The organism is Paraburkholderia sp. (assembly GCF_036488505.1).
GTDB lineage: Bacteria > Pseudomonadota > Gammaproteobacteria > Burkholderiales > Burkholderiaceae > Paraburkholderia.
Genome location: NZ_DASXHN010000119.1, coordinates 1 through 14,758, shown reverse-complemented (window position 1 = coordinate 14,758; position 14,758 = coordinate 1). Strand labels below are relative to the sequence as shown.

General features: G+C 64.8%; 14 protein-coding genes. 2 read left to right on the top strand and 12 right to left on the bottom strand.

Going from position 1 to position 14,758, the window contains the following annotated elements:
- Positions 1-5: 5 nt before the first annotated feature.
- The 4 genes from VGH68_RS06545 to VGH68_RS06530 all read right to left on the bottom strand — a co-directional run bounded on the left by VGH68_RS06545 (position 6) and on the right by VGH68_RS06530 (position 4,062).
- Positions 6-1,247, bottom strand: coding sequence for an efflux RND transporter periplasmic adaptor subunit (locus tag VGH68_RS06545; RefSeq protein ID WP_331602727.1), 1,242 nt, complete (start codon positions 1,245-1,247; stop codon positions 6-8).
- A 224-nt stretch (positions 1,248-1,471) separates the two neighbouring features.
- A complete protein-coding gene (locus tag VGH68_RS06540) occupies positions 1,472-1,780 on the bottom strand; it encodes a hypothetical protein (protein WP_331602726.1) in 309 nt (102 codons plus the stop codon).
- A 48-nt stretch (positions 1,781-1,828) separates the two neighbouring features.
- Complete coding sequence (locus VGH68_RS06535) at positions 1,829-3,319, bottom strand: HAMP domain-containing sensor histidine kinase (RefSeq protein ID WP_331602724.1); 1,491 nt, start codon at positions 3,317-3,319, stop codon at positions 1,829-1,831.
- Positions 3,316-4,062, bottom strand: a complete 747-nt coding sequence (locus VGH68_RS06530) for a response regulator transcription factor (protein ID WP_331602723.1) — start codon at positions 4,060-4,062, stop codon at positions 3,316-3,318. Before VGH68_RS06530 ends, VGH68_RS06535 begins: the two co-directional genes overlap by 4 nt.
- Positions 4,063-4,264: 202 nt before the next feature.
- Between VGH68_RS06530 and msrB the strand changes: the two genes are divergently transcribed.
- A complete protein-coding gene (gene msrB, locus VGH68_RS06525; protein ID WP_331602722.1) occupies positions 4,265-4,777 on the top strand; it encodes a peptide-methionine (R)-S-oxide reductase MsrB in 513 nt (170 codons plus the stop codon).
- A gap of 72 nt (positions 4,778-4,849) precedes the next feature.
- Positions 4,850-5,587 (top strand): peptide-methionine (S)-S-oxide reductase MsrA, encoded by a 738-nt coding sequence (msrA, locus tag VGH68_RS06520; protein WP_331602721.1) that lies wholly within the window; start codon positions 4,850-4,852, stop codon positions 5,585-5,587.
- A gap of 34 nt (positions 5,588-5,621) precedes the next feature.
- Here the strand turns inward: msrA and VGH68_RS06515 are convergent, their stop codons facing one another.
- The 8 genes from VGH68_RS06515 to VGH68_RS06480 form a co-directional block, all read right to left on the bottom strand.
- The gene (locus tag VGH68_RS06515; protein WP_331602720.1) at positions 5,622-7,088 is read right to left on the bottom strand and encodes an amino acid permease; all 1,467 of its coding nucleotides are present in this window, start codon (positions 7,086-7,088) and stop codon (positions 5,622-5,624) included.
- Positions 7,089-7,471: 383 nt separating this feature from the next.
- Positions 7,472-8,161 (bottom strand): GntR family transcriptional regulator, encoded by a 690-nt coding sequence (locus tag VGH68_RS06510; RefSeq protein ID WP_331602719.1) that lies wholly within the window; start codon positions 8,159-8,161, stop codon positions 7,472-7,474.
- 69 nt (positions 8,162-8,230) lie between these two features.
- Entirely contained in the window at positions 8,231-10,015 is a 1,785-nt protein-coding gene (locus VGH68_RS06505) for a gamma-glutamyltransferase family protein (RefSeq protein WP_331602718.1), read from the bottom strand.
- A 36-nt stretch (positions 10,016-10,051) separates the two neighbouring features.
- Positions 10,052-10,849: an ABC transporter permease gene (locus tag VGH68_RS06500; RefSeq protein ID WP_331602717.1), complete on the bottom strand. Its 798-nt coding sequence runs from the start codon at positions 10,847-10,849 to the stop codon at positions 10,052-10,054.
- A 3-nt stretch (positions 10,850-10,852) separates the two neighbouring features.
- Positions 10,853-11,809: an ABC transporter permease gene (locus VGH68_RS06495; RefSeq protein WP_331602716.1), complete on the bottom strand. Its 957-nt coding sequence runs from the start codon at positions 11,807-11,809 to the stop codon at positions 10,853-10,855.
- Positions 11,806-12,906 carry an ABC transporter ATP-binding protein gene (locus VGH68_RS06490; protein WP_331602715.1) on the bottom strand — a complete coding sequence of 367 codons (1,101 nt, stop codon included), beginning with the start codon at positions 12,904-12,906 and terminating at the stop codon, positions 11,806-11,808. Before VGH68_RS06490 ends, VGH68_RS06495 begins: the two co-directional genes overlap by 4 nt.
- Positions 12,903-14,318: a hypothetical protein gene (locus tag VGH68_RS06485; RefSeq protein WP_331602714.1), complete on the bottom strand. Its 1,416-nt coding sequence runs from the start codon at positions 14,316-14,318 to the stop codon at positions 12,903-12,905. Before VGH68_RS06485 ends, VGH68_RS06490 begins: the two co-directional genes overlap by 4 nt.
- 7 nt (positions 14,319-14,325) lie before the next feature.
- The coding region (locus tag VGH68_RS06480; protein WP_331602713.1) for an extracellular solute-binding protein at positions 14,326-14,758 on the bottom strand (433 nt) is incomplete at its 5' end.

Genomic DNA, 14,758 nt, shown 5'->3' with positions numbered 1-14,758 from the left:
GCCCGTCAACGCGCGGCGGAAGCTGGCGCCGCGGCCGACTGCGACGGCATGGCTGGCGTCGCCAACGCCCCGGTTGACGCCCCCGCGGACGCGCCTTCGGGCACGGGCCGCGCGTCGACCCGCTGGCCGGGCTGGACCTTCTGCCAGCCGTCGACGATCACGCGCTCGCCGGGCTTGAGCCCATCGCGCACGGTCCAGCGTCCTTCGCCTTGTTCGCCCAGATCGATGTTGCGGTGGACCACGGTGCCATCGTCGGCGACCAGCGCGACGCTCGCCACACCGTTATCGAGCTGCACCGCGCGCTCCGGGATACGGATGCCTTGCAGATTGCCGGCCGCGATGATGCGCCCCCGCACGAACTGCCCAGGCAGCAGCGTGCGGTCCGGATTCGCGAACTGCGCGCGCACCGTTTGCGTGCCGGTGGACGGATCGACGACGAGGTCCGCGAAGTCCAGAAAGCCGCGCTCGTTATAGACCTGGCCGTTGGCGAGAACCAATTGGACCTCGATGTGCTTCATGCTGGCCGGCTTGCGCGTGCCCGACTGGATCTGCTGTTCGATGTCGAGCATCGCCGTGTTCGACTGCGTGAACACCGCGTTGATCGGCGTGAGTTGATTGACCTGCGTGAGCAGGGTGGCCGCGCCGGCGCTGACCAACGCGCCTTCGGTGACGAGCGCGCGACCGGCGCGTCCCGCGATCGGCGTGCGCACGATGCAGCGATCGAGCCGCAACTGCGCGAGCGAGACGGCGGCATGCGCATCGGCGACATTGGCCTGGGCCTGCTGCATGGTCGCGAGCGCAGCGTCGTATTCCTGCGCGCTGACCGCGTGGCGGCCGACCAGCGGCCTGAAGCGCTCGACGACGGAAGCGGCGTTGTCGCGCACGGCGCTCGCGCGTGCGAGCGCCGCCTGCGCCTGCTGCAACTGCGCGCGATAGTCGCTTGCGTCGATCTGGAATAGCGGGGCGTTGGCGGGCAGGTCGGTGCCTTCCCGATACAGCGTACGCTCGACGATGCCGTCGACACGTGCGCGAATCTCGGCGCTGCGTACGGCCTCGATGCGGCCCGGCAACTCGACGACGTCGGGCACCGCGGAGGTGGCGACTGTTTCGACCAGGACGGGAACCGGCGGCATCGACGCCGCGGTGGGTGTGGCCTGCTGGTCGTGGCAGGCGGCGAGCAGGATTGGCAAACCAGTGATCAGCAGCAATGCGGCACGACTACGCAGGCGGGATGCGGAGCAGAGCAAGAGAAACTCCTTGGTCAAGGCACTCTTAATTGCGTGTGAGATCGGCTATTGAATGGTTTGCGGCCCGAACGAAGATTGAATGGACGGCGTGATATAGCCAGAAAGCCAGAAATGATTTCCGTTGATCGTACCGTGTCTGCGAGGCTTGTCAATTTGTTCTTGGCCGTTGTGGCGGAAACACGCGCATGCCGGGCAACGGTCGCGGTATCGCGAAAAATATGCGTTTAGATTGGCTTTTGTGAAGTTTTTCTCACCCGAAGGTGGCGCAGCCCCCGAGCACCAGCGCACAGAAGGGCGCCAACCATCAGCGCGGACAGTGTCCAGTAGAAAAGCAAGGCAAGTACTTCCATATCATCGGGATTCACCAGATCGTCATTTCCTGTTGCTGACAAACAGAGACGGATAAACATCTCGACCGGCTCCGGCATATTGAAAGGCAACAAATCGATTACGTACGTCAGTTGCCATCCGACGATCACTGATGTCGCAACGAGCATTACGGCAATTAGAATCCGTATGGCGACTTTTTTCATATTGTTTTACCAATTGGGAACACGCATGTCAGTCGATCGCACAGCGGATCATCGCGCGATACCGGCGACAGCCAGCTTTTCAGCAGCCGGCAGATCGAAGCGGAACGCGGCGCCGGTTTCCGTGCGTTCGAGCAGAGATATCTGACTGTGATGCAGTTGCAGCATGCGCTGCACGATCACCAGACCGAGCCCGCCGCTGTGAGCGCGCCCCGCACTGAACGGACGTTCGAACAGCCCCTCGCGCTGCGCCGCGGGAATGCCGGGGCCCGTATCGCTGACGGTGACCGACACCTTGCCGTCCTGATGCGCGAGATCGACAGCGATCTCGCCGTGTGCCGGCGTATGGCGAACCGCGTTGTCGAGCAGGTTCGTCAGCACGCGCTCGATCATGCCGAGATCGGCGCAGACGTTCGGAAGCCGGGCCGGAATGCTGGCGCGCAGCCGGATATGCCGTGCCTCGGCCGGCAACTCGAATTTCTGGAATACATCCTGCACCAGGTCGGCCAGCGAGAACTGTTCGAGCGCGAGTTGCACGTTGCCGTGTTCGAGCCGCGCCAGTTCGAATAAAGCCTGCGCGAGTCGCCCGACCTTCACGCTTTGGGCGAGCGCGATCGCCAAGTAGCGTTTGCGTTCGGATTCGCTCAGCGTGTCGGCTTTGAGCGACAGCATCTCCAGATAGCCGTGCAGCGAAGTAAGCGGTGTACGCAGGTCGTGCGAGATATTGGCGATCAGTTCGCGCCGTTGCTGATCCTGTCTCGTCAGTGCGCGCCATTGCTCGCCGATGCGGGTCGCCATCTGCGCGAAGGTGGTTTCGAGTACGGCAATGTCGTCGCGTCGCCCGGCCGATGCCGAACGCGGCACGGCCGGCTGCGTGTCGGGCTCGCCGTCGGCGTCGAAACGGCGCATCGCTTCGGTGAGGCGGCGCAGCGGCCGCGTGATCAGGTCGAACGCGAACAGGCCCGCGAGCAAACCGAGCAGCGCGACCAGGCCCATCGACCACAACGTGGTGCGCAGCACCGAACTGGCCGCCACACGCGCGGCCAGCGCATCGTGCTCTTCGCCGAGCAGCACGACATAGATATAGCCGGAGGGCTGCGCGCCGTTCGATCGTAACGGTGCGGCGCTGAACACTTTTTTCCCGGCGACGCTGCGCGGATCGTCGCCGAGAATCGGTAACGCGTGGCCGGCGATGAATTGCCGGATCGGCGCGAGATCGACGTTGTCGCGCTTGACGTGGCCGGCAGGCGCGTCGTCGCCCTGAATATGCCCCTGACTGTCGAGCAAATACACTTCGACGCTCGGATTGACCATCATCAACTGGCTGAATAGCTGACGCACCGCGTCAGGGCGCAGACCATTCGCGTCCATCAGCGTGGTGTGGTGAGCAATGTGATCGGCGAGGTCGCGCGACAGGCTTTGCACGACTTCCATCTGGTGCAGATCGCTCGAACGGATCTGCAGCCAGGCGGACGCGCCGCAGCATGCGAGCAGCAAAGCGGAAAACGCGAGCGATAGCCGCTGCGTCAGGGTCAGGTTCACGGCGCGTCCTTGTGTGCGTCGGCGGCGGCTGGCGGGTCGCCTGGCGCGGCCAGTTTGTAGCCGCGCCCCCATACGGTCAGGATGCGCTCGGGCTGTGCGGGATCGATTTCGATCTTCGCGCGCAACCGGTTGATATGCGTATTGACCGTATGTTCGTAGCCCTCGTGCTGATAGCCCCATACCGCGTCGAGCAGGTCGATCCGCGAAAACACTTTGCCGGGGTGCCGCGCGAAGAAATACAGCAGATCGAATTCACGCGGCGTCAGTTCGATCGGCTTGCCGTTCACCGCCGCTTCGCGTGTCAGTGGATCGATGGTGATACCCGCGATCGACAGACTGCCCGCGTCGATCCGGGAATCCCTGGCCAGCGCTTCGACGCGTCGCAGCAACGCCTTCACGCGTGCGACCAGTTCGAGGACCGAGAACGGCTTGGCGAGGTAGTCGTCGGCGCCCAGTTCGAGGCCGAGAATCCGGTGCACTTCGCTCGAACGCGCACTGGTGATGATGATCGGCGTGTAGCGGGTCATCGCGCGGGCACGCCGGCAGATTTCGAGACCGTCGACACCAGGCAGCATCAGGTCGAGGATCAACGCGTCCCAGCCGCCTTGCTCAAGCAGTCGAAGTCCTTCGTTGCCGTCGGCGCTGTGCACGACCTGATAGTGCTCGTCGCGCAGATGAATGCTCAGCACGTTGGCGATGTCGACGTCGTCTTCGACGATCAGGATGCGTTTCGGATGTTCCATGTGGGCTTCGGACGCGCGCTCGGACTGGGTTCATGCGATTGCACAAGCCGCATGCCGGCAGGAAGCCGGCCGTTGCGTCATTGTGCGCAATTTCTGGGCGGCGAGTTATCACATTTAATTTAAGTTTTCGTGAGGACTTCGATACCGCTTGCGCCGTAGCATGTCCGTACTTGCCGCGGATTCAGACCAAGGAGCGCACATCATGCAAGGCAGAAGGCGATTTCTGTTCAGCGGCGCGGCCGCCGTGGCGGCGCTGACGGCCGCAAGCCGTTGGCGTCTGGGAAAAGCCGCGCCGGTGGCGTCCCGCGACGCGGACGAGCACTTCGAAGTCGTCCGCACCGACGAACAATGGCGCGCGTTGCTGAGCCCGTCGCAGTATGCGGTACTGCGCCGCGAGAGCACCGAGCGTCCTTACAGTAGTCCGTTGAACGACGAGCATCGGGCCGGCGTATTCGGCTGCGCCGGGTGCCAGCGTGCGCTCTTCGCGTCGCGGACGAAGTTTGACAGCCACACCGGCTGGCCGAGCTTCTGGGCGCCGCTCGACGATGCGGTGGCGACGCGCGAAGACCGTTCGTTCGGCGTATCGCGCACCGAGGTTCACTGCGGGCGCTGCGGCGGTCATCTCGGTCACGTGTTCGACGATGGACCGCGGCCAACCGGCCTGCGCTATTGCATGAATGGCGTCGCATTGAGCTTCACACCGGCCGCCGCCTGAGCCCAGGCTACCACGACGAACCGCTTACAACAGCGGCGCCGTCAATCAATCACTTTCAGAAGGAATCGCATCATGCACTCGAGTTCTGTCGGTCGGACTACCCGCAGCAGGCGTTCGATCCTCGTGAAGTTCGCCGGCTGCGTCGCCGTCGCGGCCAGTGTGTTTGCCGTGCAGCGCTTCGCGAATTCAGCGGAAGCAGCGGTCAAGGTCCCCGCGGCTGTCCAGGACGAAAAGATCGGCGCGACCCATAGCGAGACCGCCGTATTCGCGGGCGGCTGCTTCTGGGGCGTGCAAGGTGTTTTCCAGCACGTGCGCGGCGTCGAACAGGTCGCCGCCGGCTATACGGGCGGCGCGGCCGGCACCGCGCAATACGAGACCGTCAGCGACGGCGATACCGGACACGCGGAATCTGTGCAGATCACTTACGACCCGACGCAGATCACTTACGGCCAGCTGTTGCAGATTTTCTTCTCGGTCGTGCAGGATCCGACCGAGTTGAACTACCAGGGACCCGATCACGGCACGCAGTACCGCTCGGCGATTTTTCCGGCCAATCCGCAGCAGCGCGCCATCGCGCAGGCCTACATCACGCAGCTGGACAACGCGCACGTATTTTCAGCGCCGATCGTCACGCGCGTGGAAGCGTTCAAAGGCTTTTACCCCGCGGAGGGTTATCACCAGAATTTCCTCGCGCTGCATCCGGACTACCCATACATTGTCGTCAACGATCTGCCGAAGGTGAAGGCACTCCAGCGCATGTATCCGAACCGGTATCTGACCGATCCCGTGCTGCTCAAGACGGGGACCTAGCGGGGGGCTTCGTGCGCTGCCGCCCGTCATCCATTCACGTGCGCCGGCGCTCCGGATGACGCAGCACCGAATGGTGGCGCCCGTACGTGAGATAAATCACCATGCCGATCACCAGCCAAACCAGCAGCCGCAGCCAGGTGACGAGCGGCAGGCCCACCATCAGCAGCAGGCAGAACAGGATGCCGAGTATCGGCACGACCGGCACGCCGGGCACGCGAAACGGCCTCATGACTTGCGAGTCGCTGCGCCGCAGATACATCACCGCGCCGCATACGAGCACGAACGCGAACAGCGTGCCGATGCTGACCATCTCGCCGAGCACGCCGATCGGCGTCAACGCGGCCACGATGGCGACGACCGCGCCGATCAGCATCTGGCTCAGATAAGGCGTATGCAGGCGGTCATGCACGCGCGCGAAAAACGGCGGCAGCAAGCCGTCCTGCGACATCGTGAAAAAGATGCGGCTTTGTCCATACAGCAGCACGAGGATCACCGTGGTCAGCCCGGTTAGCGCTCCGATCTTGATCAGGATCGAGAACCAGTTCATGCCGATCGCATCGACGCCCCGCGCGATTGGGTCGGGCACGTTCAGTTCGGTGTACGGCACGAGCCCGGTGAGCACGCCCGCGACGAGGATATAGAGCACCGTGCAGATGATCAGCGAGCCGAGAATGCCGATCGGCATGTCGCGTTGCGGCTTTCGTGCTTCCTGCGCGGCGGTGGACACCGCATCGAAGCCGATGAACGCGAAAAACACCACCGCCGAGCCGCGCAGAATCCCGCTCATCCCATAGCTGCCGAAGTGCCCGGTGTTGGCCGGGATAAACGGATACCAGTTGGCCGGCTTGATAAAGAAGAAGCCGATCGCGATAAAGGCGGCGACCACGACCAGCTTGATCGCGACCATCACGTTGTTGATCCGCGCGGATTCCTTCGTGCCGAGCACGAGCATCGCGGTCAGCAACGCGACGATGACGATTGCCGGCAGATTGACGAGCCCGGTGACCGTGGTGCCGTCGGCGAGCTTGACGATGGTGCCGGGCGCGGCGGAGAGGGTAGGGGGAATATCGATGCCGACGTTGTGCAACAGGCTGACGATATAGCCGGACCAGCCGACCGCGACGGTCGCCGCGCCCATCGCGTATTCGAGGATCAGGTCCCAGCCGATGATCCACGCGAAGATCTCGCCGAGCGTCGCATACGTGTACGTGTAGCTGCTGCCGCACACCGGCAGCATCGCCGCGAGTTCCGAATAGCACAGACCGACGAACGCGCACGCGATACCGCCCAGCACGAACGACAGCGTGATGCTCGGCCCCGCGAACTGCGCGGCGGCCGTGCCGGTCAGCACGAAGATGCCGGCGCCGATAATCGCGCCGATGCCCATCGCGGTGATGCTGGCCGCGCCGAGGGTTTTCGACAGCTTGTGACCTTCGTCCACATCGGCGCTGCCGACGATATCGGCAACGGTCTTGCGTGCCGTGTAACTCGTATCAGCCATGATGAGTCGTCCCGTTCGAATGTTGATTGGGCGCGAACCGGCTCGCGTTGTGTCGGCTCGCGAAGCGCGACAGACAGCACCCGTTGCCGCAGCGGCGCAACGGTAAAGCGCAAAGGTTTTGGCGGACGAAAGTCTGAATCCAGTCTAGGCCGGATCAATAGGAAAGTGAATAACAGGCTGACTGACCGGTGCCGCCCCGCGGCTTGCTCGCAAAGGGTTTTCCCCGATCGAATCGGGGTGACGGGTGGTCAGGCAGCCAGGCCGCGCCGAAACCGCAGTCCAGCCTGCTGTGAAACGCGGACTCAGCTGTCGATCGCTCAGGTATCGCTCAGGTATCGCTCAGGTATCGCCCAGGTATCGCCCAGGTATCACCGGGGTATCACTCAGGCATCGATCACGCAGCGAGCGAACTGCTCCAGATAGTCCATCAGCAGCCCCGCATGCCGAGCCGCCTCGGCTTCGTTGCCGCTCGCGATCGCCTCGGCCATCTGCTGATGCGCGCGCGCGGCCATCGCGGTGTCGCCCTCGTGCTGGTACGCATACCAGAAGCGCCGGCATTGCACGACCAGCGGCACCACCGCCTTGACCGCCGAGCGGTTGCGGCAGGCGTTGTGCACGACGTGATCCAGTGCCTGGTCGGCTTCCATGTAATCGTCCAGATTGTCGCGCGACGCCGCTTCGACCATCCGCTGCGAGCAGGCCAGCATGGTCTTGCGCTGTTCGGCGGTGGCCCGGCGCGCGGCGTTCGCGGCGATCAGCTGTTCGAGCACGCGGCGGGTCTGGATCACGTCCAGATGGTCGGCCACGTTGATCGCCGAGACCATCAGGCCGCGCCGCGGCTGCTGCACGATCAGCCCGATCGAGACCATCCGCATCAGCGATTCGCGCACCGGCGTGCGGCCGAGTCCGGTCAGTACCGCCAGTTCCGCTTCGACGATCGGACTGCCGGGTTCGATCACGAGCTTGGAAATCAGCGTTTCGATCTTGTCATACGCGATGTCGGCTGCACGGCGCTTCGACGGTGCGGTCCGGGACAGGCCGATGGCTTGTTGGTTCGTGATGACAGTCCTCATCAAACGGTTCAAGAGGTTCAAACATCCGGACGCGGCAAGCGCACGTGGCCGGACGTCGGATCGAATCGATTAGCGGGCGAGCGCGTAGCTCTGCATATGCCGCGGCGTGGCCGCTGCCCGCAACATGCTTTCGCTGCGCTGTACCGCGCAGACCCGGCCCAATGACCAGTCCTCCATCACGCTCACCTTGTGACCTCGCTCGCGCAGGCGCTCGATCACGCTCGGGTCGAAGCGGCCCTCGATCAGCAGGCGACCCGGCTCATAGTCGCGCGGGTAGAACGAAGTCGGGCAATGGCGGTTGTGGAACATCGGCGCGTCGATCGAGCGCTGCAGCCCGTAACCGTGCCACAGATGGCGCAGGAACACGGACAACGGCCACTGGTCCTGCTGGTCGCCGCCGGGGGTGCCGATCGCGAGCCAAGGGGCGCCGTCGCGCGTCATCAGTGTTGGCGTGAGGGTAGTGCGAGGGCGCGTGCGCGGACGCAGGCTGGACGGCAGTCCTTCGTCGAGCCAGAACATCTGTCCGCGCGTGGTGACCGGAAAGCCCAGTTCGGGGATGACCGGCGAACTTTGCAGCCAGCCACCGCTCGGAGTGGCCGATACCACGTTGCCGAAGCGGTCGGCCACATCCAGGTGCACCGTATCGCCTTCGACCGCCGGGATCGGCGCGAACGTGACTTCGCCGCCGCCCGCACCTTGCGGCGTTTCGGAACCGGCGCGGCGGCAGATCGTAGCGAGCCGCTCGCTCGCGCCGGCCAGGTGGCTGGCGGTCACCGTCATCGATGCGCGCGCGTCGATCAGCTTGACCCGGTGCGCGTTGTACTCGGCCGACAGCAGCAGTTCCAGCGGTATCTCCGACGTAGCGGGGTCGCCATAGAACGCCTCGCGGTCCGCGATGGCGAGTTTCGCGCACTCGGTGACGGTATGCACGAACTCGTCGCCCAACGGATCCATCGCGGCGAGGTCGAAGTGCCTCAGCAACGCCAGCTGCTGGAGCATGACCGGGCCTTGCCCCCAAGGGCCGGTCTTGTGTACGCGCACGCCGCCATATTCGAGCGACACGGTAGGCTCGTAGGTCGCTTGCCAGCTCGCCATATCGTCGCCGCGCAGCAGGCCGGCGTGCGCGTGGCCCGACGTATCGACGAGAGACTGCGTACGGTAAAAGCGGTCGATCGCGTCGGCGACAAAGCCCTGATAGAAGACCTTGCGGGCCGCCTCGATCTGTTCCGCGCGGTCGCGGCTCGCTGCTTTCGCTTCTTCGACGATGCGCTTGTAGGTCGCGGCAACGCCCGGATTGCGGAACAGCGCGCCAGGCTTCGGCAGGTTGCCGCCGGGCAGCCAGACGGCGGCCGAAGTCGGCCAGTCCTCGCGAAACATCTGCTCGACCGGCACGATCGACGCGACCGCGCGGCTCAGCAACGGATAGCCGTTTTCCGCGTAGCCGATCGCATAGCCGAGGATGTCCTCCAGCGGCATCGTGCCGTGGTCGCGCAGCATCAGCATCCATGCATCGAATGCGCCGGGCACCACCGCGGGCAGCAGCCCGGTGCCGGGCACCATCTCCAGACCCTGCGCGCGGAACGCGTCGATGGTTGCCAACGCGGGGCTCACACCCTGCCCGCAGATCACGGTCGGTTCGGCGGCACCGGCGCGGTGGAAGATGATCGGAACTTCGCCGCCTGGGCCGTTCAGATGAGGCTCGACGATCTGCAGCGCGAAGCCGCAGGCCGCCGCCGCGTCGAACGCATTGCCGCCGCGTTCGAGCACCGCCATGCCGACGGCAGTGGCGATCCAGTGCGTGCTGCTGATCGCGCCGAAAGTGCCACGCAACTCGGGCCGGGTAGTGAAGCTCATGTTGTGTGCCTCTGCCTTTGAAAGTGTGTGACGGATTCAGCCCTGGTCAGCGCGAACCATGTTCCTGGCACCCAATGCCTGCTGCGCGATCAGCAGGAACAGCACGACCACGCCGACCTGCAACGCCGAGGCCGCGGCCACCACCAGTTGATCGCCCTGGAACTGCAGGTAGCTGAAGATTTCCAGCGGCAGCGTCGTGACGCCGGGGCCGGACAGGAACAGCACGACGTTGGCCTCGCCGAACGACACGATGAACGCGAACATCCACCCGACCATGATGCTTGGCCAGATGATCGGTACGACGACCAGCGTGAACACGCGCCACGGGTTCGCGCCGAGGCTCAGCGCCGCTTCGTCGAGCGACCAGTCGAACGATTGCAGTGCCGCGTAGATCGAGCGCAGCGCATAGGGGAAGCACACCACCACGTGCGCTATCGCGAGACCCGCCACCAGCGGCATCCCGAACGTGCGGTAGAGCAGCAGCAACGCGAGGCCCAGGATGATCGCCGGAAATACCAGCGGCGCGATGAACAGCGTCTCCAGCAGCGTGGCGAGGCGGCCGCGCTGACGCGCGAGGTAAGTCGCACCGAGCAACGCCAGCGCGGTCGATACGGTGGCCGCCAGCAGCGCGAGCCAGAAGCTCATCATGAACGCGCCTCGCATTTCGTCGGAATCCAGAAAAGCCCGGAACCAGCGCAGCGACAGCGACTGCGGTGGAAAGGCGATCGTGTCGCCGCCATTGAAGGACAGCAGGAGCACGACCAGGATTGGCGCGAAGATCAGCAGCAGCGCGACTAACGCGGTGCCGCCGAGCAGCCATTTGCTTGCACGCATGATTCACGCCCTCCCTTGGACGCGCTGCGGGCGCAGCAGAAGCTGGATGATCCTGGCCATCAGCAGCGCCACCGCCAGCAGCACGAACGACAGTGCCGCCGCCTTCGGCCATTGCGCGGTCGACGCCGCATCGAACACCATGCTGACCAGCAGCTTGTAGCGCGCGCCGCCGAGCAGCGAGATCGATACATACGCGCTCAGCGCGAGGAAGGTCACCAGCAACAGACCGGAGGTCACGCCCGGCGTCGACAGCGGGAAGGTGACTTCGCGAAACACGCGCAGAGGGCTCGCGCCCAACGACTCCGCTGCTTCGTAGTAGCGGCGGTCGATCGCCGCCAGCGAATTGGTGATCGAGATGATCATGAACGGCAGCAGAATCGTCATCAGGCCGACCGTGAGCGCGCCGACCGAATACAGATACTGCTTCGGATAGTCGAGCAGCCCGACGTGCTGCAGCGTGCTGCTCAGCACGCCGTTGCGGCTGAGGATGCTGACCCAGCCATACGCGCGCACGACGTTACTGACCATCATCGGGAACATCAGCACCAGCATCGCCATTACCCGGCGCTTGACCGGCATTCTGACCAGGTAGAGCGCGACCGGATAGCCGAGCAGCAAACACAGTGCAAGCACCAGCACGGTGATCAGCAGCGTGCGTTCGATGATGCCCAGGTAGAACGGATCGGCGAGCACCGCGGTGTAGTTGGCGATCGTCATCGGCCATGCGTACAGATCGGTGCCCGAATTGCTCATCACGCTGATGAACAGCAGGTACGCGAGCGGCAGCGCGAAGAAGGCGAGCAGCAACGCGACCGGCGGAATCGCCACTGTCCACGCCAGGCTGCGGCGGGTCACGCGCAGACGCGCAGCGCCCGCGCGGCTGCCGCGTGAGCGCTGCGACAGCGCGCTCTCCGGCGCGGCTTTCCCGGGCTCCGCCGGCGAGCGGACAGGGGCGGTCATGCTAGCGCTCCGTGCAGTGGCACCAGATGTTTCGGGTCCCAACCGACGTGCACGCGCTGGCCGGGCACGAGGTCGCCGCTCAGCTTCTGGGTCGGCAGATCCATCACGATCGCCTGGCCGGCGATGTCGGTGAAGATCTGCGTCTGCGCGCCCTTGTAGACGACGTTGGTCAGCGTGGCGGGCACGCCCGAAGCCGCGTCGCTCAGGAACAGGTTCTCGGGCCGCAATGCGAGTTTGAGTGTCGCGCCCGCGCTTCTCGCTTCGCCGTTCGACGGCACCGCACAGGTGCAGCCGAACACGTCGACCAGATCCGCGCCGGCTTCGCGCCCTGACAGACGGCCTTCGATCACATTCGCCGCACCGAGAAAATTGGCGACGAACTCGTTGGCCGGCCGTTCATAGACGTCGCGCGGCGCGCCGATCTGTTGAATGCGCCCGGCCTGCATCACGGCGATGGAATCCGACATCGTCATCGCTTCTTCCTGGTCGTGCGTGACGAAGATCGTGGTCATCCCGAGCCGCCGCTGCAGCGTGCGCAGCTCGACCTGCATCTGTTCGCGCAGCACTTTATCCAGCGCCGACAGCGATTCGTCGAGCAACAGCACGTCCGGTTCAAAGACGATCGCGCGGGCGATCGCGACGCGCTGCTGCTGGCCGCCCGACAGCTCGCGCGGATAACGCTTGCCGAAGCCTTGCAGCGACACCAGCTCCAGCGCCGCTTCGACCTTGCGAGCCGCGGCTGCCGCGTCGACCCGGCGCATCTTCAGTCCGAACGCGACGTTCTGCGTGATGGTCAGGTGCGGAAACAGCGCGAAGTTCTGGAACACCATCCCGAAGTTGCGCTGGTACGGCGGCAACGCGGTGACGTCGCGCTGGCGGATCGCAACCGAACCGGCGGTCGGTTGCTCGAAGCCCGCGACGATGCGCAGCGTGGTCGTCTTGCCGCAGCCGCTCGGCCCCAGTAGTGAGAAGAACTCGCCCTCGTGCACTTGCAGATCGAGTCGGTCGATCGCAATCGAATCACCGAAACGTTTGACGATGCCCTTCAGTTCGACGCCGATCTCGCCTGACGCCTGACGGTGTTGCAGTGTGCTCATTTCACGGTCCTTATCGCTCGGTCATGCTCGGCGATGCGTTTGCAGGCCGCTGCGACGCGCAGCGGCAATTCCAGCAACGTCAGTTGCTCGACCGGGCGCTGGCCGCTCTGAGCCCAGCTCGGGATGGCCTCGGTGAGAACGTTCGTCAATTCGGCGGCGATCGCGGGCGTCGCATCGTTGCCAGGACGCGACCACCATTCGTTCAGCGCGTCCCATTCGTCGCGGTGCCTCGCCAGTTCGTTATCGAGCAGATTGGCGAACCCGGGCTCCTCAGTTTCCGCGATGTGTATGGCGATGCGGTCCGCGGCGGTGCGCCATGCGTGGTCGATCTGTTGCCAGCGTGCGAAGTCGATCCCGCCGGCGGCGGATGCCTGTGGCGAGTCGTCGCCCGCCGCGGGGCCAGCATCCCGCGCATGAATGTCGAGGTAGGTCACCGCATTGAGGATCAGCCGGAACGCAAGGCAATCCTCGCGTTCGTAGAAGCGCAGCGTCTGTTCCATCACCTTGTCGCCACGGATCGGCAGGAAATGCCGTACGTAGCTATCGGTCGCCATCCCCTTGCGCACGAACTCGCCCATTTCCGGATGCGGCGAGAACAGCACCACGCGCCGGCCTTGCTCACGCGTCGCGACGATGGCCACCTGGCCTTGCTGCGCTGCGCGGTAGTGTCCGGCATCGATCGCGTTGTCGATGAAGAGCCGGCTCGGCATCACGAGAGCGCCGAAAAAGGCCGGGGTGTCGCAGCCATCGGGGCTCGCCGAGGAAAAAATCGGCCCGTGGTAATAGGGCAGCTCGATCCGGTCGGGCAGTCCGGCGCACAGCGGGTGGCCTGCGGCGAGATCCACATTGACGAGACCCACGCCGGGCTGCAGGTACTCGTGCGAATACAGCGGCTTGCGCGGAATCACGCCGAGCCAGCCGGGGCGACCGCTCGCCAGATAGAACGCGCCGCCGCATGAACCGATATACGCACCGCCCGCGTCGATGAAGCGGGCTATCGCCGCGTCGACGCCCACCTGACTTTCCGCGCGGTCGAGTCCCCACGTCGCGAAGCCGCCGGGCATGATCAGCAGGTCGGTGTGGTCCAGCGCGCCATCGACGATTTCCGCCGCGGTGACGCGGCGATGCTCGATGCCGAGCGACCACAGCGCGTGCGCGTAGTACGCGTGATACGGATAACCGACGGCGGCATCCGCATATATCAGCACGCGCGGATGCCGCAGACGCTGGCCGCGCGCGGCGCCCGGTTGCGCCGTCAGGCCCAGTTGCGGCAGCGCGTTGGCGAGCCGGCTATCGAGCGTGACAGCGTCCGGGGCGAGGTATGCGGCAAGCCCATGCGCGGCAGCGCGGTGCGCGAGGACCACCGGTGCCAACCGGTGCGGCTGCCGTTGCAGATCGATCTCGAGTGGCATGGTCGCGTCAGCCCGAGACGATGCGGTTCCACTGATCGGTCCAGCGCGATCGGTTCGCGGCAATCGACTTCTGGTCCAGATCGATGATCCGTTTGGCCTGCTCGGGTGTGAACTCCACCCGTGCGCGCAGCTCGGGCGGCAGCAGCGCCAATGCGGCGGGATTGGTCGGCGCGTAGTTGAATACCTTCGCGACCCACACCTGATACTGCGGGTTCAGCGTCATGTTCACGTACTGCTCGGCGATCGCCTTGTGCTTCGTGTTCTTGCCGATGCCGGTGCCGGACGTATAGGTGATCGCGCCTTCGGCCGGCAACACCCATTGCACCTTCGCGCCCTTGTCCATGATCGTGTAGGTCTGCGAGCGGTACAGCAGGCCGACCAGCGCTTCGCCGGTTTGCAGCGTGCTCATCATCGTATCGGTGTCCTTGGCCCAGATCGGG

What these genes read in the sequence shown, in the direction of transcription:
- msrB (WP_331602722.1), top strand. Translation starts at nt 4,265, where the DNA reads ATGCAAGGCAGAAGGCGATTTCTGTTCAGCGGCGCGGCCGCCGTGGCG.
- VGH68_RS06495 (WP_331602716.1), bottom strand. Translation starts at nt 11,809, where the DNA reads ATGACCGCCCCTGTCCGCTCGCCGGCGGAGCCCGGGAAAGCCGCGCCG.
- msrA (WP_331602721.1), top strand. Translation starts at nt 4,850, where the DNA reads ATGCACTCGAGTTCTGTCGGTCGGACTACCCGCAGCAGGCGTTCGATC.
- VGH68_RS06515 (WP_331602720.1), bottom strand. Translation starts at nt 7,088, where the DNA reads ATGGCTGATACGAGTTACACGGCACGCAAGACCGTTGCCGATATCGTC.
- VGH68_RS06510 (WP_331602719.1), bottom strand. Translation starts at nt 8,161, where the DNA reads ATGAGGACTGTCATCACGAACCAACAAGCCATCGGCCTGTCCCGGACC.
- VGH68_RS06485 (WP_331602714.1), bottom strand. Translation starts at nt 14,318, where the DNA reads ATGCCACTCGAGATCGATCTGCAACGGCAGCCGCACCGGTTGGCACCG.
- VGH68_RS06500 (WP_331602717.1), bottom strand. Translation starts at nt 10,849, where the DNA reads ATGCGTGCAAGCAAATGGCTGCTCGGCGGCACCGCGTTAGTCGCGCTG.
- VGH68_RS06530 (WP_331602723.1), bottom strand. Translation starts at nt 4,062, where the DNA reads ATGGAACATCCGAAACGCATCCTGATCGTCGAAGACGACGTCGACATC.
- VGH68_RS06490 (WP_331602715.1), bottom strand. Translation starts at nt 12,906, where the DNA reads ATGAGCACACTGCAACACCGTCAGGCGTCAGGCGAGATCGGCGTCGAA.
- VGH68_RS06505 (WP_331602718.1), bottom strand. Translation starts at nt 10,015, where the DNA reads ATGAGCTTCACTACCCGGCCCGAGTTGCGTGGCACTTTCGGCGCGATC.
- VGH68_RS06540 (WP_331602726.1), bottom strand. Translation starts at nt 1,780, where the DNA reads ATGAAAAAAGTCGCCATACGGATTCTAATTGCCGTAATGCTCGTTGCG.